25 protein-coding genes are annotated in these 21,372 nt (G+C 72.0%); 14 read left to right on the forward strand and 11 right to left on the reverse strand.

The genetic code is table 11. The annotated features are described in order from the left end of the window. The first annotated feature begins 32 nt into the window (after window positions 1-32). The 7 genes from QFZ82_RS33240 to QFZ82_RS33270 all read left to right on the forward strand — a co-directional run bounded on the left by QFZ82_RS33240 (window position 33) and on the right by QFZ82_RS33270 (window position 6,084). Window positions 33-884 carry a HipA family kinase gene (locus QFZ82_RS33240; RefSeq protein ID WP_307716639.1) on the forward strand — a complete coding sequence of 284 codons (852 nt, stop codon included), beginning with the start codon at window positions 33-35 and terminating at the stop codon, window positions 882-884. Then, complete coding sequence (locus tag QFZ82_RS33245; RefSeq protein WP_307716640.1) at window positions 881-1,264, forward strand: DUF3037 domain-containing protein; 384 nt, start codon at window positions 881-883, stop codon at window positions 1,262-1,264. Before QFZ82_RS33240 ends, QFZ82_RS33245 begins: the two co-directional genes overlap by 4 nt. A 183-nt stretch (window positions 1,265-1,447) precedes the next feature. Further along, complete coding sequence (fabG, locus tag QFZ82_RS33250; RefSeq protein ID WP_307716641.1) at window positions 1,448-2,209, forward strand: 3-oxoacyl-ACP reductase FabG; 762 nt, start codon at window positions 1,448-1,450, stop codon at window positions 2,207-2,209. A 15-nt stretch (window positions 2,210-2,224) separates the two neighbouring features. Continuing rightward, complete coding sequence (locus QFZ82_RS33255; RefSeq protein ID WP_307716642.1) at window positions 2,225-3,007, forward strand: SDR family oxidoreductase; 783 nt, start codon at window positions 2,225-2,227, stop codon at window positions 3,005-3,007. A gap of 127 nt (window positions 3,008-3,134) precedes the next feature. Continuing rightward, a complete protein-coding gene (locus tag QFZ82_RS33260) occupies window positions 3,135-4,715 on the forward strand; it encodes an ABC transporter substrate-binding protein (protein ID WP_307716643.1) in 1,581 nt (526 codons plus the stop codon). A gap of 85 nt (window positions 4,716-4,800) precedes the next feature. Continuing rightward, window positions 4,801-5,484: a uracil-DNA glycosylase gene (locus QFZ82_RS33265; RefSeq protein ID WP_307716644.1), complete on the forward strand. Its 684-nt coding sequence runs from the start codon at window positions 4,801-4,803 to the stop codon at window positions 5,482-5,484. 186 nt (window positions 5,485-5,670) lie between these two features. Continuing rightward, complete coding sequence (locus tag QFZ82_RS33270) at window positions 5,671-6,084, forward strand: hypothetical protein (protein ID WP_373429458.1); 414 nt, start codon at window positions 5,671-5,673, stop codon at window positions 6,082-6,084. A 3-nt stretch (window positions 6,085-6,087) separates the two neighbouring features. On the opposite strand, the gene QFZ82_RS33275 is transcribed toward QFZ82_RS33270, so the two are convergent. The 3 genes from QFZ82_RS33275 to QFZ82_RS33285 all read right to left on the reverse strand — a co-directional run bounded on the left by QFZ82_RS33275 (window position 6,088) and on the right by QFZ82_RS33285 (window position 8,006). Continuing rightward, window positions 6,088-6,531: a hypothetical protein gene (locus QFZ82_RS33275; protein ID WP_307716646.1), complete on the reverse strand. Its 444-nt coding sequence runs from the start codon at window positions 6,529-6,531 to the stop codon at window positions 6,088-6,090. Window positions 6,532-6,631: 100 nt separating this feature from the next. After that, window positions 6,632-7,144 carry a DinB family protein gene (locus QFZ82_RS33280; protein WP_307716647.1) on the reverse strand — a complete coding sequence of 171 codons (513 nt, stop codon included), beginning with the start codon at window positions 7,142-7,144 and terminating at the stop codon, window positions 6,632-6,634. A gap of 196 nt (window positions 7,145-7,340) precedes the next feature. After that, on the reverse strand, window positions 7,341-8,006 hold the full coding sequence (locus QFZ82_RS33285; protein WP_307716648.1) for a TetR/AcrR family transcriptional regulator: 666 nt from the start codon (window positions 8,004-8,006) through the stop codon (window positions 7,341-7,343). Between the two features lie 82 nt (window positions 8,007-8,088). On the opposite strand from QFZ82_RS33285, the gene QFZ82_RS33290 reads away from it, so the two are divergent. After that, window positions 8,089-9,321 (forward strand): FAD-dependent monooxygenase, encoded by a 1,233-nt coding sequence (locus QFZ82_RS33290; RefSeq protein WP_307716649.1) that lies wholly within the window; start codon window positions 8,089-8,091, stop codon window positions 9,319-9,321. Window positions 9,322-9,349: 28 nt separating this feature from the next. Beyond that, entirely contained in the window at window positions 9,350-10,258 is a 909-nt protein-coding gene (locus tag QFZ82_RS33295; RefSeq protein WP_307716650.1) for a Gfo/Idh/MocA family protein, read from the forward strand. On the opposite strand, the gene lnt is transcribed toward QFZ82_RS33295, so the two are convergent. The 7 genes from lnt to QFZ82_RS33330 all read right to left on the reverse strand — a co-directional run bounded on the left by lnt (window position 10,179) and on the right by QFZ82_RS33330 (window position 16,311). Further along, the gene (gene lnt / locus QFZ82_RS33300; protein ID WP_307716651.1) at window positions 10,179-11,798 is read right to left on the reverse strand and encodes an apolipoprotein N-acyltransferase; all 1,620 of its coding nucleotides are present in this window, start codon (window positions 11,796-11,798) and stop codon (window positions 10,179-10,181) included. The two genes, QFZ82_RS33295 and lnt, sit on opposite strands and share 80 nt — an antisense overlap. 355 nt (window positions 11,799-12,153) lie before the next feature. Further along, the gene (locus tag QFZ82_RS33305) at window positions 12,154-12,612 is read right to left on the reverse strand and encodes a nuclear transport factor 2 family protein (RefSeq protein ID WP_307716652.1); all 459 of its coding nucleotides are present in this window, start codon (window positions 12,610-12,612) and stop codon (window positions 12,154-12,156) included. A gap of 111 nt (window positions 12,613-12,723) precedes the next feature. Next, window positions 12,724-13,884 carry a methyltransferase gene (locus QFZ82_RS33310; RefSeq protein WP_307716653.1) on the reverse strand — a complete coding sequence of 387 codons (1,161 nt, stop codon included), beginning with the start codon at window positions 13,882-13,884 and terminating at the stop codon, window positions 12,724-12,726. Between the two features lie 40 nt (window positions 13,885-13,924). Beyond that, a complete protein-coding gene (locus QFZ82_RS33315; protein ID WP_307716654.1) occupies window positions 13,925-14,140 on the reverse strand; it encodes a hypothetical protein in 216 nt (71 codons plus the stop codon). A 42-nt stretch (window positions 14,141-14,182) separates the two neighbouring features. Next, entirely contained in the window at window positions 14,183-14,356 is a 174-nt protein-coding gene (locus tag QFZ82_RS33320) for a hypothetical protein (RefSeq protein WP_307716655.1), read from the reverse strand. 53 nt (window positions 14,357-14,409) lie between these two features. Continuing rightward, a complete protein-coding gene (locus QFZ82_RS33325) occupies window positions 14,410-15,282 on the reverse strand; it encodes an undecaprenyl-diphosphate phosphatase (protein ID WP_307716656.1) in 873 nt (290 codons plus the stop codon). A 324-nt stretch (window positions 15,283-15,606) separates the two neighbouring features. Next, window positions 15,607-16,311, reverse strand: coding sequence for a TVP38/TMEM64 family protein (locus QFZ82_RS33330; RefSeq protein WP_307716657.1), 705 nt, complete (start codon window positions 16,309-16,311; stop codon window positions 15,607-15,609). 152 nt (window positions 16,312-16,463) lie between these two features. Between QFZ82_RS33330 and QFZ82_RS33335 the strand changes: the two genes are divergently transcribed. From QFZ82_RS33335 to QFZ82_RS33345, 3 genes are all read left to right on the forward strand, one after another. Next, the gene (locus QFZ82_RS33335; RefSeq protein ID WP_307716658.1) at window positions 16,464-16,640 is read left to right on the forward strand and encodes a hypothetical protein; all 177 of its coding nucleotides are present in this window, start codon (window positions 16,464-16,466) and stop codon (window positions 16,638-16,640) included. Between the two features lie 97 nt (window positions 16,641-16,737). Further along, the gene (gene tuf, locus QFZ82_RS33340) at window positions 16,738-17,928 is read left to right on the forward strand and encodes an elongation factor Tu (RefSeq protein ID WP_307716659.1); all 1,191 of its coding nucleotides are present in this window, start codon (window positions 16,738-16,740) and stop codon (window positions 17,926-17,928) included. A gap of 60 nt (window positions 17,929-17,988) precedes the next feature. Further along, window positions 17,989-18,834 carry a spermidine synthase gene (locus tag QFZ82_RS33345; RefSeq protein ID WP_307716660.1) on the forward strand — a complete coding sequence of 282 codons (846 nt, stop codon included), beginning with the start codon at window positions 17,989-17,991 and terminating at the stop codon, window positions 18,832-18,834. Between the two features lie 69 nt (window positions 18,835-18,903). On the opposite strand, the gene QFZ82_RS33350 is transcribed toward QFZ82_RS33345, so the two are convergent. Continuing rightward, window positions 18,904-19,920 (reverse strand): hypothetical protein, encoded by a 1,017-nt coding sequence (locus QFZ82_RS33350; RefSeq protein ID WP_307716661.1) that lies wholly within the window; start codon window positions 19,918-19,920, stop codon window positions 18,904-18,906. 120 nt (window positions 19,921-20,040) lie between these two features. Between QFZ82_RS33350 and QFZ82_RS33355 the strand changes: the two genes are divergently transcribed. Both QFZ82_RS33355 and QFZ82_RS33360 read left to right on the forward strand, forming a co-directional pair. Beyond that, window positions 20,041-20,478 (forward strand): DUF4442 domain-containing protein, encoded by a 438-nt coding sequence (locus tag QFZ82_RS33355; RefSeq protein WP_307717919.1) that lies wholly within the window; start codon window positions 20,041-20,043, stop codon window positions 20,476-20,478. 86 nt (window positions 20,479-20,564) lie between these two features. Further along, the gene (locus QFZ82_RS33360; RefSeq protein ID WP_307716662.1) at window positions 20,565-21,218 is read left to right on the forward strand and encodes a DedA family protein; all 654 of its coding nucleotides are present in this window, start codon (window positions 20,565-20,567) and stop codon (window positions 21,216-21,218) included. Window positions 21,219-21,372: the final 154 nt, after the last annotated feature.

Here is a 21,372-nt window from a genome sequence, read left to right on the forward strand (position 1 = left end):
TCCAGGGAGGCAGGGCCGTATAGCCTGGGGAAATGCTTACAGAGGTCACAGCGACCCGCTACGTCACGCCCTTGCGTGAGGGCGGCTCGCTCCCCGGGATCGTCGAGGCCGACGATCTCGGCACCTACGTCATGAAGTTCACGGGCGCGGGGCAGGGTCGCAAGACCCTGGTCGCCGAGGTCGTCTGCGGGCAGCTCGGGCGGCGCCTGGGGCTGCGCGTGCCCGACCTCGTCGCCATCCAGCTCGACCCCGTCATCGGACTCTCCGAGCCCGACCAGGAGGTGCAGGAGCTGCTCAAGGCCAGCGGCGGCCTCAACCTCGGCATGGACTACCTGCCCGGATCGCTCGGCTTCGACCCGCTCGCCTACGAGGTCGACGCGCGGGAGGCGGGCAGGATCGTCTGGTTCGACGCCCTGATCAACAACGTCGACCGCTCCTGGCGCAACCCCAACATGCTCGTCTGGCACGGGGATCTGTGGCTCATCGACCACGGCGCCACCATGATCTGGCACCACAACTGGCCGGGCGCCGCCGCCTCCTCCGACAAGCCGTACGACGCCTCCGACCACGCGCTGGCCCGCTTCGGTCCCGACGTCGCCGCGGCCGCCGCCGAGCTCGCGCCCCGCGTCACCGAGGAGTTGCTGACCGAGGTCGCGGCCGACGTGCCCGACGAGTGGCTGGTCGACGAGCCAGGCTTCGACTCCACGGACGCCCTGCGCCGCGCCTACGTCGAGGCGCTGCTGCCGCGTGCGGCGAGCATCCACGAGCGCATCACCCTGGACGCCCCCGCGAAGCCCAGGCAGCCGCAGCCGCCCGGCTGGCTGACCGAGCACCTGACGCAGTGGCCGCACCCGACCAAGAAGAGCAAGGACACCGACCGGTGAGCGAGAGGGACGTATTCGAGTACGCGCTGCTGCGCGTGGTGCCCCGGGTCGAGCGCGGGGAGTGCTTCAACGCGGGTGTCGTCGTGTACTGCCGGGCGAGGACCTTCGTGGCCGCCCGCACCCATCTGGACGTGGCCAAGCTGAAGGCCCTCGACCCCGACGCGGACGTCACCGGCGTGCGCGCCGCGCTGCACGCCGTCGAGGGTGTCTGCCGGGGCGGGGAGGACGCGGGACAGGCAGGGCGCGACGACGCCGGGCGGCGCTTCCGCTGGCTGATCGCCCCCCGGTCCACCGTCGTCCAGCCGGGCCCCGTGCACACCGGTCTGACGCTCGACCCCGAGGCGGAGGTGGAGCGGCTGCTGGACCTGCTGGTGCGCTGAGAACCGGTCCGAGCCGGTGTGATGTCCGACGCCGCGCCCTGGTGCCGTTGACACCGGGTGCCAGGGCTTCTAGCGTCCTTCCTGCCGAGGTACTAAGCGGTCGCTCAGCGTATGAGCCGGGAGCGGCCGCCCCGGGGACCCGGCTCAGGCATTTGACGGGCTTCAAGGGCGAGGAGAACCAGAATGTCCACCACCGAGCAGCGCGTGGCTGTCGTGACCGGAGCCGCGCGCGGCATTGGCGCCGCCACCGCCGTCAGGCTGGCGGCCGAGGGCCGCGCCGTGGCCGTACTCGACCTCGACGAGGCCGCGTGCAAGGACACGGTCGAGAAGATCACCGCGGCCGGCGGCAAGGCCGTCGCCATCGGCTGCGACGTCTCCGACGCCGCACAGGTGGAGGCCGCCGTCGCCCGCGTCGCCGAGGAGCTCGGTGCGCCCACCATCCTGGTCAACAACGCCGGCGTGCTCCGCGACAACCTGCTGTTCAAGATGAGCGAGTCCGACTGGGACACGGTGATGAACGTGCACCTCAAGGGCGCGTTCCTGATGGCCAAGGCGTGCCAGAAGCACATGGTGGACGCCGGCTTCGGCCGTATCGTCTCGCTCTCGTCGTCCTCCGCCCTGGGCAACCGAGGCCAGGCCAACTACTCCGCCGTCAAGGCGGGTCTGCAGGGCTTCACCAAGACCCTGGCCAAGGAGCTCGGCAAGTTCGGCATCACCGCCAACTCCGTCGCGCCGGGCTTCATCGTCACCGAGATGACCGCCCAGACCGCGGCCCGGATGGGCATGGGCTTCGAGGAGTTCCAGGCCGCCGCGGCGAGCCAGATCCCCGTCCAGCGGGTCGGCCGCCCCGAGGACATCGCGAATGCGATCGCCTTCTTCACGGGCGACGACGCCGGCTTCGTCTCCGGCCAGGTCATGTACGTGGCCGGCGGCCCGCTCAACTGATACGGGACGACGGACATGGCAGAGGTACACGGAGCAGGGGAGCGGCACGTGCCGGACAGCGGAAAGGTCGCACTGGTCACCGGTGCGAGCCGGGGCATCGGATACGGCATCGCCGAGGCGTTCGTCGCCCGCGGCGACCGGGTGTGCATCACCGGCCGCGGTGAGGAGGCGCTCAAGGAGGCCGTCGAGCGGCTCGGCGCCGACCGGGTCATCGCGGTGGCGGGCAAGGCCCACGACGAGGCGCACCAGGCGGCCGCGGTCGAACGCACCATGGAGGCGTTCGGCCGGGTGGACTTCCTGGTGAACAACGCGGGTACGAACCCGGTCTACGGTCCCATCGCCGATCTCGACCTGAACGTGGCGCGCAAGGTCTACGAGACCAATGTGATCTCGGCGCTCGGCTTCGCCCAGCAGACCTGGAAGGCCTGGCAGAAGGAGAACGGCGGTGCGATCGTGAACATCGCCTCCATCGCCGGCGTCTCCGCGTCCCCGTTCATCGGCGCCTACGGCATGAGCAAGGCGGCCATGGTCAACCTGACCTTCCAGCTGGCGCACGAGTTCGCGCCGGTCGTACGGGTCAACGCGATCGCCCCCGCGGTGATCAAGACCAAGTTCGCCGAGGCCCTGTACGAGGGCCGCGAGGCCGAGGCGGCCGCCGCGTACCCCATGGGCAGGCTCGGGGCGCCCGAGGACATCGGCGGCGCGGCCGCGTTCCTCACCTCCGACCAGGCGGGGTGGATCACGGGACAGACCCTCGTCGTGGACGGCGGTATGTTCCTCAACGCAGGTGTGCACTGACGCCCACCGGACCAGCCTGAGCGGTTTTGTGCCGCAATGATCCAAGTGCCTCGCCGGACCACCAGGTTGCTCCGGCGGGGCGCTGCGGTATGGTCTGCCGACCCATGGCTGAACGAGGAGCGTGCACGTGTTCTACCGGACCTGTCTGCAGGCCGCTGCAGCCCTAGCGTCCATATCTCTGCTGGCGGGATGCGGCCTTTTCTCCGACGAGGACTCCGACGGTGAGCGGAAGATAGCGGTCGGCACGACGAGTGAGCCCAGCACACTCGACCCGGCCGCGGCCTGGGACGGCTCGTGGGAGCTGTACCGGAACGTCTTCCAGACCCTGGTCAGCTTCCCGACGGGTTCCACGACCCCGCAGCCGGACGCGGCGGAGGGCTGCCGCTTCACCGACGCCGCCAACAAGGTCCTCGAGTGCAAGCTCCTCTCCGGTCTGTCCTTCACCAACGGTGAGAAGCTGGACGCGGCGGCGGTCAAGCACTCCATCGACCGGATCAGGACGATCGACGCACAGGGCGGTCCCGTCGGACTGCTCGGGTCCCTCGACAGGATCGAGGCGACCGACGACCGTACGGTGACCTTCCGGCTCAAGACGTCGGACGCCACGTTCCCCTTCATCCTCGCCACCCCGGCCATGTCGATCGTCCCGCCCTCGGAGTACCCCGCCGACAAGCTCCGTGAGGACGGGAAGCTGACGGGCTCCGGCCCGTACGCCCTGGACTCCTACGCCAAGGGCGAGCACGCCGAGCTGAGCCGGTTCAGCAAGTACAAGGGCTTCGCCAAGATCCAGAACGACGCCGTCACGATCCGGTACTACCAGGACTCGGACGTGATGATGCAGGCGCTCAAGGACCGGGAGATCGACGCGATCAACCGTGGTCTGACCGCCGAGGAGGTCGTCGAGCTCCAGGAGAAGAAGCCGGAGAACGAACATCTCCAGCTCGTCGAGACCGTCGGCGCCGACATCCGCTACCTGGTCTTCAACCCGAAGGACACCTACGCGGGCAAGCTCGCCGTACGCCAGGCGATCGCCCAGGTCATCGACCGCGGGGCGCTGGTCGAGAAGGTCTACCACGGTACGGCCGAGCCGCTGTACTCGATGGTCCCCAAGGGCATCGCCGGCCACACCACCGGGTTCTTCGACCGCTTCGGCGAGCCCAATGTGACCAAGGCCAGGGAGACCCTGGAGGACGCCGGGATCACCGAGCCGGTGCCGCTGACCTTCTGGTACACCACGGACCGCTACGGCTCCTCCACCGCGCCCGAGTTCGCCGAGCTCAAGCGGCAGCTCGACGAGACGGGCCTGTTCAAGATCACCGTCCAGGGCAAGCCCTGGACGGAGTTCCAGGCGGGCTACCAGGCCGGTGAGTACCCGGTCTTCGGCCGAGGCTGGTTCCCCGACTTCCCGGACCCCGACAACTTCATCGCTCCCTTCGTCGGCCCCAAGAACGTGCTCGGTACGCCGTACAACAGCCCCGAGATCACCGAAGAGCTGCTGCCCCAGTCCCGGCGCGAGAGCGACCGCGGGGCGGTCACCAGCCAGTTCGAGCGGGCCCAGGAGATCCTGGTCCAGGACGTGCGGCTGCTGCCCCTGTGGCAGGGCAAGCTGTACGTGGCGGCGAACGAGGAGATCGGCGGCGGCGAGCGTGCCCTCGACCCGCAGACCGTCATGCAGATGTGGGAGCTGTACCGCAAGAAGAGCTGGTAAGCGGATTGTCAGTGGCGGCAGGTAGGTTCTGGGATCTCGGCTCCGAGATCTCGGAACCGCCTGCTGTCTACCGGAGGTTGTTGACGTGACCGACACCGACATGCTGCCCGAGTCCTGGCGCGGCGTCCTCGGCGAAGAGCTCCAGAAGCCGTACTTCAGGGAGCTCACCGAGTTCGTCGAGAAGGAGCGGGCGAACGGTCCGGTGTACCCGCCGCGCGACGAGGTGTTCGCCGCGCTGGAGGCCACGCCGTACGACCGGGTCAAGGTGCTCGTCCTCGGCCAGGACCCGTACCACGGCGAGGGCCAGGGCCACGGGCTGTGCTTCTCGGTCCGCCCGGGTGTGAAGACCCCGCCCTCCCTGCGGAACATCTACAAGGAGATGCAGGCCGAGCTCGGCCACCCCGTCCCGGACAACGGCTACCTGATGCCCTGGGCCGAGCAGGGCGTCCTCCTGCTCAACGCGGTGCTGACCGTCCGCGCCGGCGAGCCGAACTCCCACAAGGGCAAGGGCTGGGAGAAGGTCACCGACGCCGTGATCCGCGCCGTCGCCTCGCGGCCGGACCCGGCCGTTTTCGTCCTGTGGGGCGCCTACGCCCAGAAGAAGCTGCCGCTGATCGACGAGACGCGCCACGTGGTCGTCAAGGGCGCGCACCCCTCCCCCCTGTCGGCGAAGAAGTTCTTCGGCTCCCGACCCTTCACGCAGATCAACGAGGCGATCGCGGCACAGGGCCACGACCCGATCGACTGGCGGATCCCCGACCTCGGCTGACCGTTCACACTCCGGGCTGATGGCTCGGGCGATGCGCCCGAGCCTGTGCCGGATTGCCGGGGACGGCGGCTAGCGTCGGTACGTCGAAAGCGAGCCAGCGAGCCGTTCGGACGTCGGGAGAGCACCGTGGAGGACCAGCAGGAGACGTCAGGGGACGCCGTCACGACCCGGATCGGGCAGGCGGTCATGCTGCTCCACGGCGGCGACCGCGAGGAGGCGCGGCTGCGGTTCGCCTCGATCTGGGCGGAGATCTCGGACGCCGGCGACGCCCTGCACCGGTGCACCCTGGCCCACTACATGGCCGACGCCCAGGACGACCCGGCCGACGAACTGGCCTGGGACCTGCGGGCCCTGGATGCGGCGGAGGGACCGAGCGAGGAGCGGACGGCCCGGCACGAGCAGTCGCTCGCCGTGCGGGCCTTCTACCCCTCGCTGCACCTGAATCTCGCCGCCGACTACATCAAACTGCGCCACCCGGAGGCCGCGCGGGTCCACCTGGACCGGGCGCGCGCGGCGACGGATGCCCTGGCGGACGACGGGTACGGGAATGGGGTACGGGCCGCGATCGACCGCCTGGAGCGCGCACTGGGCGCGGACTGAGGGTCAATTGCCGTATGCCTCATGGCAGATGCGGGCCTCGGGGCTGTCGGCGCGCCACCCGCCGTAGCTCTGGCCGAGGTTGCAGACGTCGCCACGGTCCACGGGGATCTCGGGCAGCGGCGGCAGCTTCGGCCGGGGCACGGCAGGAGCCTGCGGCGCGCGGCTGTGCGGACGGGGCGGCGGGGCCTGCGGGGGCGGTGCGGGCACGGCGGCCTTCTCGCGGCGATGGGCCGGGGGTGATGTCGCTGCCTCGGTCCGCTTCGGCAGGGCGGCCTCCAGGGCCTCGCGGGCGGGTCCCTGGACGATCTGGGGTTCCACCACCTGGTCCGGCTGTCCGGCCGGGAGAGCGGTCGGTGCGGGAGCGCGCTGCGCCTCCACGGAGACGCAGCCGGTCGCGCACGCCGCCACCCCGATCAGGACCATTGCTGTGATCGATGTTCGCTGCACCCGCGCAACTCTGCTGTGCCGAAGGGTGTTTGCCGGGGAGTACAGGCCGTAAATGGCCCGCACGGGTGAAGCGGCTTTCAGCCGGACTGCCGGGAGTGGCTCATTCGCCGGTGGCACCGTCGATGCGCTCGCGCAGCAGATCGGCATGGCCGTTGTGCCGGGCGTACTCCTCGATCATGTGGGTGATGACCCAGCGCAGGTTGTAGCGGCGTTCCCCAGACGTCCTGCCCGTGCTCAGGTCGTCGAGCCTCAGCCCTGCGGCCGTCTCGCGGGCGGCGGCCACCTCGGCACGCCAGTCGGCGAGCGTCCGGTCCCAGGTGACCTCCTCCGTGACACGGAAGTCCCCGTCCGGGTCCTCCTCGCTGTAGTAGAGGGCGCCGATATCCTCGCCGGCCATGACCTGGCGGAACCACCAGCGCTCGACGTCCGCGAGGTGGCGTACGAGGCCCATCAGGGTCAGGGACGACGGCTCGGCCGATGCCGTCCTCAGCTGCTCGTCGCTCAGACCGGCGCACTTGGAGATCAGGGTTTCGCGGTGGTAGTCCAACCAGCCCTCCAGCATGTCGCGTTCGGCTGCGGTGGTGGACGGTTCGGTGCGCTCGACTGTGGTCATGGCGGCCATCCTCGTGCAGGAGGGGCCTTCCCGGCCAAGGGTTATCCCCGTTTGCGGTCCCGGTTCTCCCCCTGGCTCGCCGGGGGTACCCCCACCGGGGCGCTTTCCGGGTGTGTCGACGGACGATCGTGCTCGACCCCTCGTTCCTCGGGGCCTTTGCGCGTTCTCCCTTTCGACACCCGCGCGCCCCTTCGGCTCACTTGCCGGGAGCGGCCGGGCCGAGCATGCCGCGCAGCAGCTCGTCGAAACCGGTGCGCAGTTCCTCCTCGCTGGGCACCGCCCGGTGATAGGAACCGGCCGCGCAGGAGAACATCAGGCCCTCGCACCAGGCGACCAGGGACAGCGCGTGCCGCTCCGGCTCGGGGGAGCCCGCGGCGGCCATCATCGCGTTCAGCGGTTCCCGGAAGCGGGCGCCGGCGTTGTCGTAGAACGCCCGGAGCTCCGGGCGGCGGACCGCCTCCAGGGCCAGCTCGTACCGGGCGACCAACAGCTCCCGGTGCCGGGTCAGGTAGCGGTGGAGGGCGCGTGCGAGCCCGTCGAGCAGCGCCTCGCGGCCGTCGTCGCCGGGGACGGGCATCTCCTCCGGGGCGAGGACGGCCGCCTCGCGTTCGGCCAGCCGGCGCACCGCCGTCTCCAGCAGGGCCTGCCGGGTGCGGGCGAGATTGGACGTGGAGCCCTGGGGGAGTCCCGCCGCCTCGTCGACCGCGCGGTGGGTCAGACCGCGCAGCCCGCGTTCGAAGAGAAGGGCCAGCGCCGTGTCGCCGATGATCCCGGCGCGCGAGCCGGCGGCCGATGCGGGTGCTCCGGGGGAGCCGGTGCGGGCGCCGGTCCGGGACGTGTGCGGGGTGCTGCGTGCGGCCATGGCGCCAACCTATCGCGTCGACTACAGCTGTAGTACGGTGTGTCTGTCACTACAGGTATAGTCACCGTGTCGAGGAGCAGCCATGCCCGAAGCCCGTGCAACCGCCCGAGCCGTCGTCGTCGGCAGCGGCATCGGCGGACTCACCGCGGCCGTCGCCCTCAGCCGGCGGGGCTGGCACGTCACCGTCCTGGAGCGGGCCGCGTCCTTGGAGCCGGTCGGCGCCGGCATCGGACTCGCCCCCAACTCCCAGCGCGCCCTGGACGTCATCGGCCTCGGCGACGAGATCCGCGACCTCGCCGCCTGGCAGGGCGCCGGCGGCATGCGCAACCCCGCGGGCCGCTGGCTCGCCCGTACCGACGCGGCCGCCGCGGCCGAGCGGTTCGGCGGCCCCCTCGTCCTCGTCCACCGCGCCACGCTCGTCGACCGCCTCGCACGCCGCCTGCCCGAGGGGGCCGTACGCACCGGATGCCCCGGCGAACTGGCCGACCCCGGAGTCGCCGGCGGCCGCCGAGCGCGTGTCACCACGCCCGACGGCGAGATCGAGGCCGACCTCGTCATCGGGGCCGACGGCATCCACTCCGCACTGCGCCGCAGCCTGTTCCCCCGACACCCGGGCCCCGCGTACTCCGGGTTCACCACCTGGCGCCTGGTCGTCCCCGCGCCCGACGCCCCGTTCGCGCCCCACGAGACCTGGGGGCCCGGCTCCCTGTGGGGCACCCAGCCCCTCAAGGACGGCCGGATCTACGCGTACGCCGCCGCCACCGCACCCGCCGGGGCCGCCGCGGGCGACCAGAAGGCCGAACTGCTGCGCCGCTTCGGCCAGTGGCACGACCCGATCCCGGCCGTCATCGCCGCCGCCGACCCCGCCGAGGTGCTCCGCAACGACGTGCACCACATCCTCGAACCGCTGCCCGCCTTCCACCGCGGCCGCACCGCCCTCGTCGGCGACGCCGCCCACGCGATGGCCCCCACCCTCGGCCAGGGCGGCAACCAGGCCATCGAGGACGCGATCGTCCTCGCCCACCACGCCCCGCCCACCGGCGACCTCGGCACCGGCCTCACCTCCTACAGCGCCGAGCGGCTGCCGCGCACCATGGCCGTCGTCCGCAAGTCCGCCCGCGTCGCCCGGCTCATGGCGCTGTCCGGCACGCCCGCCGTCGCCGTCCGCGAGACCCTGATGTCCGCGGTCTCCCGCCTCGGCCCCGGCCTCGTACTGCGCACCTTCGACGGCATCGCCGACTGGCGCCCGCCGCAGCGCACGTATGCTGCCGGAGCACAGGATGTGCACGAAGAACAGCCGGCGGCGCGCCGCTGACGCCGGTACGGCATCGAGGGAGACTCCTGTGAAGGTCGGCTGCATCGGGCTCGGTGACATCGCGCAGAAGGCGTATCTGCCGGTCCTCACCACCCTGCCCGGCGTCGAACTGCACCTGCAGACCCGCACGCCCGCCACGCTGGCCCGCGTCGCCGACACCCACCACATCCCCGCCCGGCGCCGCCACACCGACCTCGACACGCTCCTCGCCGAGGGCATCGACGCCGCCTTCGTCCACGCGCCGACCTCGACGCACGCCGAGATCGTCACACGGCTGCTCGAAGCGGGCGTGGCCACCTACGTCGACAAGCCGCTCTCCTACGAACTCGCCGAGTCCGAGCGCCTCGTGGCCCTCGCCGAGGAGCGCGGCACCGCCCTCGCCGTCGGCTTCAACCGCAGGTTCGCCCCCGGCTACGCGCAGTGCCTGGAGCACCCGCGCGAACTGATCCTCATGCAGAAGAACCGCGTCGGGCTCCCCGAGGACCCGCGCACCCTCGTGCTCGACGACTTCATCCATGTCGTGGACACTTTGCGGTTCCTGGCACCCGGGTCCGTCCAGCACACCGATGTGAGGGCCCGGATCGTCGACGGACTCATGCACCATGTCGTCCTCCAGCTGTCCGGCGACGGCTTCACCGCCATCGGCGTCATGAACCGGATGAGCGGTTCCACGGAGGAGATCCTGGAGGTCTCCGGCCAGGACTCCAAGCGCGAGGTCCGCAACCTGGCCGAGATCGTGGACCACAAGGGGCAGCCGAGCGTCCGGCGCCGCGGCGACTGGGTGCCGGTCGCCCGCCAGCGCGGCATCGAACAGGCCGTGCACGCCTTTCTCGACGCCGTCCGCGCCGGGAAGCACCTCAGCGCACAGGACGCGCTGCGGACCCACGAGCTGTGCGAACGGGTCGTACTGAGGGCCCTGGAGCAGGCCGCCGGATAGCCCGCGAGCCCTCGGCCGCCGCCAGCGCGGCCAGCACCGCGAGCGCCCCGTACACCGCCCAGTCGCCGAACCGGACGTACAGCGTCGTGCCCGTCGCCCGCGGCATCTCGTACACCGCCCCGCCGCTGGTCTCCGTCGAGAGCGGGCCGCCGACCGGCTGCCCGTGCGCACCGAACACGGCACTCACACCGGTGAGCGTCGCGTGCACCATCGGGCGGCCGGTCTCGGCCGCCCGCAGCGCCGCCAGCGACGCGTGCTGCTCGGGCGCCCAGCTCTCCTGGAACGTCGACGTGGCGGACTGGGCCACCAGCAGCTGGGCGCCGTCCCGCACCAGGTGCCTGCTCATGTCGGGGAACGCCGACTCGAAGCAGACCAGCGGGCCGACGCGCAGGCCCGCGCCCTGGCCGGCGGGCAGGGTCATCACGACCGGCGCGGTCCCGCGGATCCTGTCCTCGCCCGCCGCCTTGCCCACCGAGGTCACCCAGCCGAGCGCGGACCGGGCCGGGATGTACTCCCCGAACGGCACCAGGCGCATCTTGTCGTAGCGGTCGCCGGTCGGACCCGTGGGTCCGACGAGCACGGAGCTCTTGTAGATGCCGGCGGGGCCCGACGCCGTCTCGCTGCGCGCGTCCACGTTCACGAGCACGGGCGCGCCGACGTCCCTGGACAAGGCGGCGAGGCGGTCCGCGAGATCGGGCCGCACACGCAGGTCGGCGCCCACGCTGCTCTCGCCCCACACCACCAGGTCCAGCGCCTTCTCCCGGCGCGCCAGGTCACGCGTCAGCTCCTCGCCCCGGTCGAACCGGCGCTGCACGCTGTCCGCGCCCGTCACGACGCCCGGCTGGACCACCGCGATCCGCATCGGCGCCGACTCGCGGGGCTCCGGCGCCCACGCCCAGGCGGACCCGGTCGCCGTCGCGCACGCCACGACGCCCGCGACGGCGGGCGCACGGGCCCGCTCGACGGCGACGAGCAGGGCGACGGCGGTGTTCACCGCGAGGACCAGGAGGCTCACCAGCCATACGCCGCCGACCGAGGCGAGCCGCAGGGCGGGCGGCACGTCCCACTGGCTGGCACCGAGCAGGCCCCACGGTCCGCCGAGGCCCTCCCAGGACCGGACCAGCTCGATCATGAGCCAGCCCGACGGGATCACCGCGAAGGAGGCGGCGACCCGTGCCGCGGAGGGACTGCCGCCGGTCATGAACCGCACGAGCAGGCCCCACGGCGCCCACAGAAGTCCCAGCAGCGCGGCGAGGACCAGCAGGAAGACATGCAGGCTGGGCAGCAGCCAGTGGTGCACCGCGATCATGAACCCGATGCCGCCGAGCCAGCCCTCCACGAGCGCGCGGCGGCCGGTCGGCGCGCTGCGCAGCAGCAGCAGCCAGGGGACCAGGGCGACGTAGGCGAACCACCATAGCGAGGGCTCGGGCAGGGCGAGCGCGGGCAGCGCCCCGGCGGCGACGGCAGCGGCCGCGCGCGACACGCGCCCTCCACGCCGGCTGCCCCGCTGCTGCCCTGCCCGGCCGCCCGGAATCCGCATACCGCGCCTCCTCACGACCAGTGTGGGCCACGGAGACCGGGGACGACAGGGCGCGGTGCAGGCCCGGGGCGGGCTGATCCCCCACGCCGCCGCTACCCGAAACCGGGACTCCGCCGCCCTCTCCGTATGCCGTGCGGGCGTGGGGCCCCAGGGCCTCGTTCGGCGGCGGGCTGCTTGTGTGCGACGCACGCGTTGGGGTTTCGCCCCAAGGCGCCCGCGCCTCGAACGCCGGTGAGGCTGCGAGGCAGCACGTCCGGGGCAGCCCTGAGTTCGCCCCGGGCCCCGGGCCCGGAGCGGAGGGTCCGGGGGCTTGGCCCCGGTCATGCGAAGGGGCCGGGTGGGGGAAGCGCCCGCCTCAGTCCCCCGCCGGCACACCGCCCGCGCGGCGCCACCTCTCCTCCGTCACCACCGTGCGCAGGCGCCACCCGGCGTCCCCGCGCGCCAGGGTGAAGCGGTAGCGGCCGCCCGAGACGAAGTCCTGGCCGGACGCCGGGAGCATCGGGTTGATGTAGTCGGCCCCGACCTCGGCGCTGTCACCCGGGTATCCGCCGAGGTCCTGGAGGCCGACGCGACGGTTGACGATCAGGTGCTGGCGGACCGGGAACAGCCGCATGGCCTCCGCCAGCCAGCCGGCGACCTCGTCCGCCGTTCCCTCGATGCCGCCGGATCCCCGGTAGTCGGCGCGCCCGTCGTGGGTGAACAGGGCCCGGTAGGCGTTCCAGTCGCCGTCGTCCACGGCGACGGCGTAGCCGGTGATCAGTTCGTCGATGGCAAGGCGGTCCATCACGGTCGCGAGATCCACGCGCTGCGTCATCGGCTCAGTGTCGGGCAGTGCCGGGCAGGGCGCCAGAGCCGTGCGGCGCGCGTCGTCCCTGGGAGACGCCGGGCGCGACACCCCACGCCGCGTTCGCCGTCGACGAAAGAGCTAGCGGCGCTTCACCGCGCGCAGGACGACGAACTTCGGGTCGCTCGCGACGACGTCGCAGTTCCCGAACAGCCGCCTCAGCCGTACGTGGTAGCCCAGGTGACGGTTGCCGACGACCCACAGTTCACCGCCGGGCCGCAGCACGCGCCGCGCGTCCGCGAACATCCGGCGCGCGGCGGTGTCCGTCGTCGCCCGGTGCGAGTGGAACGGCGGGTTGTTCAGCACGAGGTCCGCCGAGCTGTCGCCCAGCGCCGAGAGACCGTCGCCGACGACGAACTCGGCCTTCCCGGCGGGCACGTTGGCGCGGAACGTCGCCTCCGCCGAGGCGACCGCCGAGAACGACTCGTCCGTGAACGTCACCCGTGCCTCCGGGGCGGCGAGCGCCGCCGCCGTACCGACGACGCCGTTGCCGCAGCCCAGGTCCACGATGTGTTCGGCACCGTGTCCGGTCGGCAGATGGCGCAGGAAGAACCGGGTGCCGATGTCGAGGCGCTCCGCGCAGAAGATGCCCGCGTGGTTGGTGACGGTGCGGCCCGCGAGCGCGCCCGTGTCGGACGGCAGGTCGTACCGCAGCGGCCACGGGCTCGGCACCCGCGGGAGGTCCGGGTCGGGTGTGCAGAAGATCAGCCGGGCCTTCTTGGCCGCGAGGGAGGTCCGCGTCGGGCCGATGATCCGCTCGAAGAGCTTCAGCGTGGAGGTGTGGATCTCGCTCACCATGCCGGTGCCGACGACGACCGTGTCCGCGTGGACGGCGGGCGCCAGCCGGTGCAGCTGGTCCTCCAGGAGCGCGAGGCTCTTGGGCACGCGCACCAGCAGCACGTCGACGCGCTCCGGCGGGGTGTCCCTGGCCGACAGCAGCCGTACCGCGCCCGGGTCGGTCCCGGCCCGCGCGAGGTTCGCCCGGGTCGCCTGCTGCCCGAGGTACGAGTCGGTGATCTGCACCACCGGGTGGTGGCCCGCGAGCGAGGTGACCAGCGCGCCCCAGCGGTCACCGACGACGGCCACGGTGCCGGTCAGCGGTACGGGGGCGGCGTCGTCGATGCCGTGCAGATGCCGCAGCAGGTACTCGTCGGCGGCGTCCCAGGCACGGAGCGTGTCGCGGGGGTCCTCGGGAAAGCGGGCGAGCTCGAACGCGCCCCATGACGTGGTCAAACGGTTCATCGTGCCCTCAGGCTAGCCGAGCGCGGGGCACCTGCCGGTCTCAGGCCGCGTAGCCCTCGTGGGCGGCGCCACCGCGCCACTCCACCAGATGCGGGTCGTCGAGGATCATGTCCGCGTCGTCGAGCCCCGCTCTGCGCAGGAACTCCACGAGGTCCTTGTCGCTGCGGGCGAGCCCCACGATCTCGCCGCGCACGGTGACATGCCGCCCGCCGCCGGGCGAGGGCGGATGCACGACGATGGGTGCCTGCCAGGCCATGAGTCCAGGGTGCGCCGGGCGGGACGGGCGCGCAGCCCGGCGTCAGGCCGCCGGGCGCACGTCCTCGCGTGCCGCGATGGCCCACTCCACGACGAGCGCCTCGTACTCCGGCCGCCGGTCGTCGGGAAGCTCCCCGTCGGCCCACAGGTCACGGATGCGGGCGTTCAGCTCGGTGGCGGACAGGGCGGCTTCGGAGTCGGTGCGAATGGGGGACATGGCATCAGATTACGGCCTCGCAACGGTCACCGTCCCCCACCGCAGCGTGACCGTCAGCCCGCCGACTCACCCGCGTGCGGGCTCAGCACATCCGTTCCGACCAGGATGAACAGCAGGATCCCGAGCAGGATCCGGTAGATCACGAAGGGCATGAAGCTCTTCGTAGTGATGAATTTCATGAACCACGCGATCACCGCGTAGCCCACGCCGAAGGCGATGAACGTGGCGAAGATCGTCGGCCCCCATGAGACATGTCCCTCACCGGCGTCCTTCAGTTCGAACAGGCCGGACGCCAGCACCGCGGGGATCGCGAGCAGGAACGAATACCGGGCCGCCGCCTCGCGGGTGTAGCCCATCAGCAGACCGCCGCTGATGGTCGCGCCGGAGCGCGAGACGCCCGGGATCAGCGCCATCGCCTGGCACACGCCGTAGATCAGACCGTCGCGGACGCTCAGCTGCTCCAGCGTCTTGCGCTCCCGGAGCGCCCGGTGGCGGCCGCCGATCTCGTCGCGGGCGGCCAGCCGGTCGGCGACGCCGAGGACGATGCCCATGACGATCAGCGTCGTCGCGATCAGACGCAGATCGCGGAACGGGCCCTCGATCTGGTCCTTGAGGCTGACGCCGAGCACTCCGATCGGGATCGAGCCGACGATGACGAGCCAGCCCATCTGGGCGTCGTGGTCCCGGCGCATCGCCTTGTCGGTGAGCGAACGGAACCAGGCCGTCACGATCCGCGCGATGTCCTTGCGGAAGTAGATCAGCACTGCCGTCTCCGTGCCGATCTGGGTGATCGCGGTGAACGCCGCGCCCGGGTCGTGCCAGCCGGCGAACGCGGCTGTGAGCCGCAGATGCGCGCTGGAGGAGATCGGCAGGAACTCCGTCAGCCCCTGGACGAGTCCCAGGATGAATGATTCGAACCAAGACATTGAAAGCTACGCCACCCAAGAAATGATCACGGTCCGACCGGCACACGCACGGGCCGGCGCTGAGGTATCGGTTGCCGGCCGGGACACCGGCCGGTTCATGGGCAGGCGTGTTCAATCGTCGTCATGCGGACCCTTTGCTGACTTGACTGACGGACTGTCAGGCGCCCATGGGACTGACGGCCCGTGAGACGCGCGGGTGCGCGTACGTCTCGGGCCGGCGCCGATCGTGAGCGTAGCGCCCCGAAACGACGGCACTTCGCCCAGGTCCCGTCCCGCTCCCGGCCGCGCCCGGTTCCGGGGCTCTCCCGGTCACGGAGAATCCGGTCACCCGGGCCGCAGCCGGTGCCGCTTGGTCCAGGCGACGACCGCCGCCGCCACGCCCGTCACCACGATGAACCCGGCCGCGATCAGGAACGCGGGCGAGGTCGGCGACCCCGCCCGGCTGCCCGCGATCACGTACGCCGCCGTGTTGGGGATCGAACCGAGGCCCGTGGCGAGGAGGAACGGCAGGTAGCCCATCCGCGAGACCGCCGCACAGTAGTTGGCCGCGGCGAACGGCACGCCGGGGAACAGCCGGATCGCCAGCATCGACCGGAAGCCGTGCCGGCTGAGCTGCCCGTCCGCCGCCTTCAGCCAGCGTCCGCGCACCAGCGGCCGCAGCGCGTCCTGGCCCAGCACCCGGCCGAGCGTGAACGCGATGCCCGCGCCCAGCACCGTGCCGCCGATCGCCGCGACGAGCCCGGCCTGCGAACCGAAGAGGGCGCCCGCCGCCAGATTGAGGATCGGCCGTGGCACGAAAGCCGCCGTGCACACCCCGTACCCCACGCCGAACAGCACCACCGCCGCGGCCCCGCTCAGCTGCGGCGGCCAGCCCGCCGAGAGCAGCCGCTGCGGCTCGTAGAGCAGCACCGCCGACGCGGCGGACGCGAGCAGGACGAGGAGCAGCGACAGCCGCGACCACGGCGAGAACAGGGCCTTGGTGCAGCGGACGGCGAGACCGGATGCCGGCCGGGGGACGGGGTCGAGCATCCGGGGAGACTAACCGACGAACATGTCCGAACGCCGTAGTGCGGCACACATCGTCCCGCCGGCCGCCACCGCGCCGGCCGGCCGGCGCGGTGGCGGCCGGGCCGTGCGGTCCCGTCCAACCGCGGCCCCGGGAAAACCATTCGACGCGGCGGGTGCCGTGCACGATCATCGACGACATGGTCCGGTACGCCTTCCCCGCAGCGCCGTCCGCAGTCGCGGACGCGCCGAAGGCTGCCGCATTCCCGGCTGCCGCGGTCGCGGCGACCGCATTCGACGCCGCCGCAGTCGCGGCCGACGTCGCCGTGGCTCCCGGCGGCGCCCGAAGCTGACCCTTCCCGGATCGTCCGGCGGGCCCCGCAGGGGAGGGTCGGCGAGGTCCAGGGGTCCTGATCACGCTTCGAGTTCCGGGAAGGAACGAACCCAGTCATGCCCAAGACGGCATACGTGCGCACCAAGCCGCACCTCAACATCGGGACCATGGGCCACGTCGACCACGGCAAGACCACCCTGACCGCCGCCATCACCAAGGTGCTCAGCGAGCGCTCCGGCGGCGGCACGTCGTACGTCTCCTTCGACCGCATCGACAGGGCGCCGGAGGAGGCCGCGCGGGGCATCACGATCAACATCGCGCATGTCGAGTACGAGACGGACACCCGCCACTACGCCCACGTCGACATGCCGGGCCACGCCGACTACGTCAAGAACATGGTCACCGGGGCGGCCCAGCTCGACGGCGCCATCCTCGTCGTCTCGGCCCTCGACGGCGTCATGCCGCAGACCGCCGAGCATGTGCTGCTCGCCCGCCAGGTGGGCGTCGACCACATCGTCGTCGCGCTCAACAAGGCGGACGCCGGCGACGACGAGCTCACCGACCTCGTGGAGCTGGAGGTCCGTGACCTCCTCACCGCCCACGGCTACGGCGGCGACGCGGCGCCCGTCGTCCGCGTGTCCGGACTCGGGGCGCTGCGGGGCGACCCGCGCTGGACGGCCGCCGTCGAGGCGCTGCTCGACGCCGTCGACACCTATGTGCCGATGCCGGTCAGGTACACGGACGCGCCGTTCCTGCTGCCGGTGGAGAACGTCCTCACCATCACCGGACGCGGCACGGTCGTCACGGGAGCCGTCGAGCGCGGCACCGTACGCATGGGGGACCGGGTGCAGATCCTCGGGGCGACTGCGTCATGGAAAGAGGGCGACACGGTCGTCACGGGGCTGGAGACCTTCGGCAAGCCGATGGAGTCGGCCGAGGCGGGCGACAACGTCGCGCTGCTGCTGCGCGGGGTGCCGCGCGACGCGGTGCGCCGCGGCCATGTGGTCGCGGCGCCGGGCAGTGTCGTGCCCAGCCGCCGCTTCACCGCGCAGGTCTACGTCCTGTCGGCGCGCGAGGGCGGCCGCAGCACGCCGGTGACCACCGGGTACCGGCCGCAGTTCTACATCCGCACCGCGGACGTCGTCGGGGACGTCGACCTCGGCGCGGCCGGGGTCGCCCGTCCCGGGGAGACGGTCACCATGACCGTCGAACTGGGCCGGGACGTGCCCTTGGAGTCCGGCCTCGGCTTCGCGATCCGCGAGGGCGGCCGCACGGTCGGGGCCGGGACGGTGACCGCGGTCGGGTGACCGCGGGCCGGGGTGGTCCGCCGCAGGGGGCCACCCCGGCCCGCCCGGCACAATGGAGCGGTGAACGAGCAGATCCCCGTCCTGCGCGACGTCGACGGCGGCACCGCCAAGCTCATGCCCGACGTCGACCGGGACCGGGCCTGGCTGCTCACCGTCGACGACGCGCCCCAGTCGTACGTCGACCTGGACGAGCCGACGCACCTCGAGTTCGAGTACGCACGCCGGCTCGCCCATGTCGTCGACCGTGCGACGGACGGCGCCGTGGCGCCGTCCGTCGTGCACCTCGGCGGCGGCGCGCTCGCGCTGCCGCGCCGGATGGCGGCGGTCCGGCCGGACGCCCGCCAGCAGGTGGTGGAGGCCGACCGGGGCCTGGTCGCGCTCGTCGCCGAACATCTGCCCCTGCCGCCCGGCAGCGGGATCACGGTCCACGCCGCGGACGCGCGGACCTGGCTGGAGGAGGCGCCGGCAGGAAGCGCCGACGTGGTGATCGGCGACGTGTTCGGCGGCTCGCGCGTCCCCGCGCATCTGACGTCCCTGGAGTACGCCCGGGCGGTGGAGCGGGTGCTGCGCGCGGATGGCACGTACGCGGCGAACCTGGCGGACGGGGCGCCCTTCGCCTTCCTGGGCTCCCAACTGGCCACGTTCGCAGAGGTGTTCGCGGAACTGGCGCTGATCGCCGAACCGGCCGTGCTGCGGGGCCGCCGCTTCGGCAACGCGGTGCTCGTCGCCTCCCACGAGCCGATCGACGTCGCCCGCCTCACCCGCCTGGTCGCGGCCGACGCATTCCCGGCCCGCGTCGAGTACGGCGAGGCCCTGGCGCGTTTCACCGGGGACGCCCGCCCGGTCCACGACACGGACGCGGTCGCCTCGCCTCCGCCGCCCGACGGCGCGTTCAGCGTGGGCTGAACCCGTCCACTTCCGGAGCCTGCGGCCCCCCGGCCGTGACGGGCGCTGCCGTCACGGCCGGGACAGGGGTCAGGAGTCCGACTCCGTCGGCTCGACCAGACGCACGGTGCTGAGGATCTTCTGGATGGTCGCGTCGTCGACCTCGTCCTTGACGCCGGTGTTGGCGTAGAGCACCCAGCTCTTGAAGTCACCCTCGGTGTTCTTGAAGGAGAAGGCGATCGACTTGCCGTCGGTCTCGCACTTGTTCTCCTTCTTCACGCCCAAGGCCGTGGCCGTGGCCACGCTGCCCTTCAGGCCGGACGTGGTCGTGTAGTCCTTGGCCTCGGTGATCTTGACCGTGCCCTTGGGCTCGGTCTGCGCGTAGCCGGCCCACACCCAGTTGCCGGCCTCGTTGTAGGCGGCCTCGGCGGCGGTCTTGGCGCCCTTGCCGCCCTTGGTGCCGACGGTGCTCAGGCCCCACGTCTCGAGGCTGCCGTCCTTGTCGGTGTCGAACTCGCACCACTTGCTCTTGTAGTGAGCAGGAGCGCCCATCACCACCGCGGGCGAACCGTCGCCCTTCTTCTCGTCCTCGAAGAAGGTGCTCACGCCCGAGCCCGCCACCTCCCACTCGGGCGGCACGTCGAACTGGGTCCCGTGCTTGGGGTTGGTGACGACCTTCCAGCCCGCGATGGTGGGCTTGGCGTCACTGCCGTCACGCGGGTTGTCCACCGACGGCGACGGCGTCGGCTCCGACGAGGTGTCGCCGCCGGGCGACTTGGAGGCCGTGGTGCCGCCGCCCTTGTCGGACGTGCCCTGGTCGTCGTCCTTCAGCACGACGAAGCCGGTGACCGCGGCGGCCACGACCACGGCGGTCGCGGCGACGACGGCGACGATCGTCGTCTTCTTCTTGTCGTCCTGCGGCGGCATGGGCGCACCCGGCATCTGGCCGGGCACGGCGTACTGCGGCGCGGTCGGCTGCTGGTACGGGTTCGGCTGCTGGTACCCCTGCTGCTGATAGGGGTTCGGCTGCTGGTACCCCGGCTGCTGGTACGGGTTCTGGTCCTGCGGGTTCTGCTCGCCCCCGGGCGGCTGCTGTCCTGGCCACATGGCGAGTAACCATAGAGGGGCCGCGACGGCGGATCCACGTCCGCCCCCGGCCGGCTCCTCGCAGGGGATGGCCAAGCGCCCCTACTCGTGGGTAACATCCGGCCCATGAGCGCAGACCAGATGTCCATCGGCGAGATGCTCGCCGCCACCGTTCCCATGGTCCGGACCCTCAACCTCGAGTTCCTGGAGACCACCGCGGAGCGGGCGGTCCTGCGGATGCCGGACCAGGCCGACTTCCACAACCACGTCGGCGGTCCGCACGCCGGCGCCATGTTCACGCTCGCCGAATCCGCGAGCGGCGCGATCGTCCTGACCGCCTTCGGCGACCAGCTGAGCCGTGCCGTGCCCCTCGCGGTCAAGGCCGAGATCGGGTACAAGAAGCTCGCCATGGGCGTCGTCACGGCCACCGCCACACTCGCCCGCCCGGTGGCGGACGTCGTCAAGGAGCTCGACGCCGGACAGCGCCCCGAGTTCTCGGTGCACATCAGCATCCAGCGCGAGGACGGCGCCGTCACCGGCGAAATGACCATCGTCTGGACCCTGCGCCCCAGCAGCTGACGCCGTCGCACCGGGTAGGCTGCCCCGGCGTGCGCCGACGGGGGTGCACGCCGGGCAGCGGCCCGGTGGTACGGAAGGAACCGGCGTTGCACGTCCAGGAGTGGCTCGAGACCATCCCTCCGCTCAGCATCTACCTCCTGGTGGGTGTGGTCATCGGACTCGAAAGCCTCGGCATCCCGCTGCCGGGCGAGATCGTCCTCGTCAGCTCGGCACTGCTCGCGTCCCAGCACGGCGAGATCAACCCGTACGTCCTCGGCGCCTGCGCCACCGCCGGCGCCATCATCGGGGACTCCATCGGATACGCCATCGGCCGCAAGGGCGGCCGGCCGCTGCTGGCCTGGCTCGGCGGAAAGTTCCCCAAGCACTGCGGCGAAGCGCAGATCGCGATGGCGGAGCGCTCGTTCGAGAAGTGGGGCATGTGGGCCGTCTTCTTCGGCCGCTTCGTCGCCCTGCTGCGCATCTTCGCCGGACCGCTGGCCGGCGTGCTGCGCATGCCGTACTGGAAGTTCCTGATCGCCAACGTCTTCGGCGGCATCCTCTGGGCGGGCGGCACGACGGCCGTCGTCTACTCGGTCGGCGTGGTCGCCGAGGCGTGGCTGAAGCGGTTCTCCTGGCTGGGTCTGGTCCTCGCGGTGCTGATCGGCGTCACGTCGATGCTTGTGCTGAAGAACCGTGCCAAGAAGGCCGCGGCCGAGGCGCCCGCGGTCCGCGAGCCGGAGCCCGTTCCCGTCGCCGACTGACGGCGAGACGAATCCGGTTCCGTGAGCCCCGCTCCCGTCGAGGGGGCGGGGCCGCGCTGTGCCGGGCCGCGGGATCACGTCCCGGACGCCGAGCGGCCATGCGGGTCGCCCGGGCGTGTGCCGCGCCGCGCGGGCCGCGCGGTTCAACCGCCCC

Origin of the sequence: Streptomyces sp. V4I23 (genome assembly GCF_030817975.1) — a bacterium.
In the GTDB taxonomy this organism is placed as follows: Bacteria; Actinomycetota; Actinomycetes; order Streptomycetales; family Streptomycetaceae; genus Streptomyces.

Coding starts and splice junctions, on each gene's coding strand:
- QFZ82_RS33240 (WP_307716639.1), top strand. CDS start 33: ATGCTTACAGAGGTCACAGCGACCCGCTACGTCACGCCCTTGCGTGAG.
- fabG (WP_307716641.1), top strand. CDS start 1,448: ATGTCCACCACCGAGCAGCGCGTGGCTGTCGTGACCGGAGCCGCGCGC.
- QFZ82_RS33255 (WP_307716642.1), top strand. CDS start 2,225: ATGGCAGAGGTACACGGAGCAGGGGAGCGGCACGTGCCGGACAGCGGA.
- QFZ82_RS33270 (WP_373429458.1), top strand. CDS start 5,671: ATGCTGCTCCACGGCGGCGACCGCGAGGAGGCGCGGCTGCGGTTCGCC.
- QFZ82_RS33280 (WP_307716647.1), bottom strand. CDS start 7,144: ATGACCACAGTCGAGCGCACCGAACCGTCCACCACCGCAGCCGAACGC.
- QFZ82_RS33285 (WP_307716648.1), bottom strand. CDS start 8,006: ATGGCCGCACGCAGCACCCCGCACACGTCCCGGACCGGCGCCCGCACC.
- QFZ82_RS33290 (WP_307716649.1), top strand. CDS start 8,089: ATGCCCGAAGCCCGTGCAACCGCCCGAGCCGTCGTCGTCGGCAGCGGC.
- lnt (WP_307716651.1), bottom strand. CDS start 11,798: ATGCGGATTCCGGGCGGCCGGGCAGGGCAGCAGCGGGGCAGCCGGCGT.
- QFZ82_RS33305 (WP_307716652.1), bottom strand. CDS start 12,612: ATGACGCAGCGCGTGGATCTCGCGACCGTGATGGACCGCCTTGCCATC.
- QFZ82_RS33310 (WP_307716653.1), bottom strand. CDS start 13,884: ATGAACCGTTTGACCACGTCATGGGGCGCGTTCGAGCTCGCCCGCTTT.
- QFZ82_RS33315 (WP_307716654.1), bottom strand. CDS start 14,140: ATGGCCTGGCAGGCACCCATCGTCGTGCATCCGCCCTCGCCCGGCGGC.
- QFZ82_RS33320 (WP_307716655.1), bottom strand. CDS start 14,356: ATGTCCCCCATTCGCACCGACTCCGAAGCCGCCCTGTCCGCCACCGAG.
- QFZ82_RS33325 (WP_307716656.1), bottom strand. CDS start 15,282: ATGTCTTGGTTCGAATCATTCATCCTGGGACTCGTCCAGGGGCTGACG.
- QFZ82_RS33330 (WP_307716657.1), bottom strand. CDS start 16,311: ATGCTCGACCCCGTCCCCCGGCCGGCATCCGGTCTCGCCGTCCGCTGC.
- tuf (WP_307716659.1), top strand. CDS start 16,738: ATGCCCAAGACGGCATACGTGCGCACCAAGCCGCACCTCAACATCGGG.
- QFZ82_RS33350 (WP_307716661.1), bottom strand. CDS start 19,920: ATGTGGCCAGGACAGCAGCCGCCCGGGGGCGAGCAGAACCCGCAGGAC.
- QFZ82_RS33355 (WP_307717919.1), top strand. CDS start 20,041: ATGTCCATCGGCGAGATGCTCGCCGCCACCGTTCCCATGGTCCGGACC.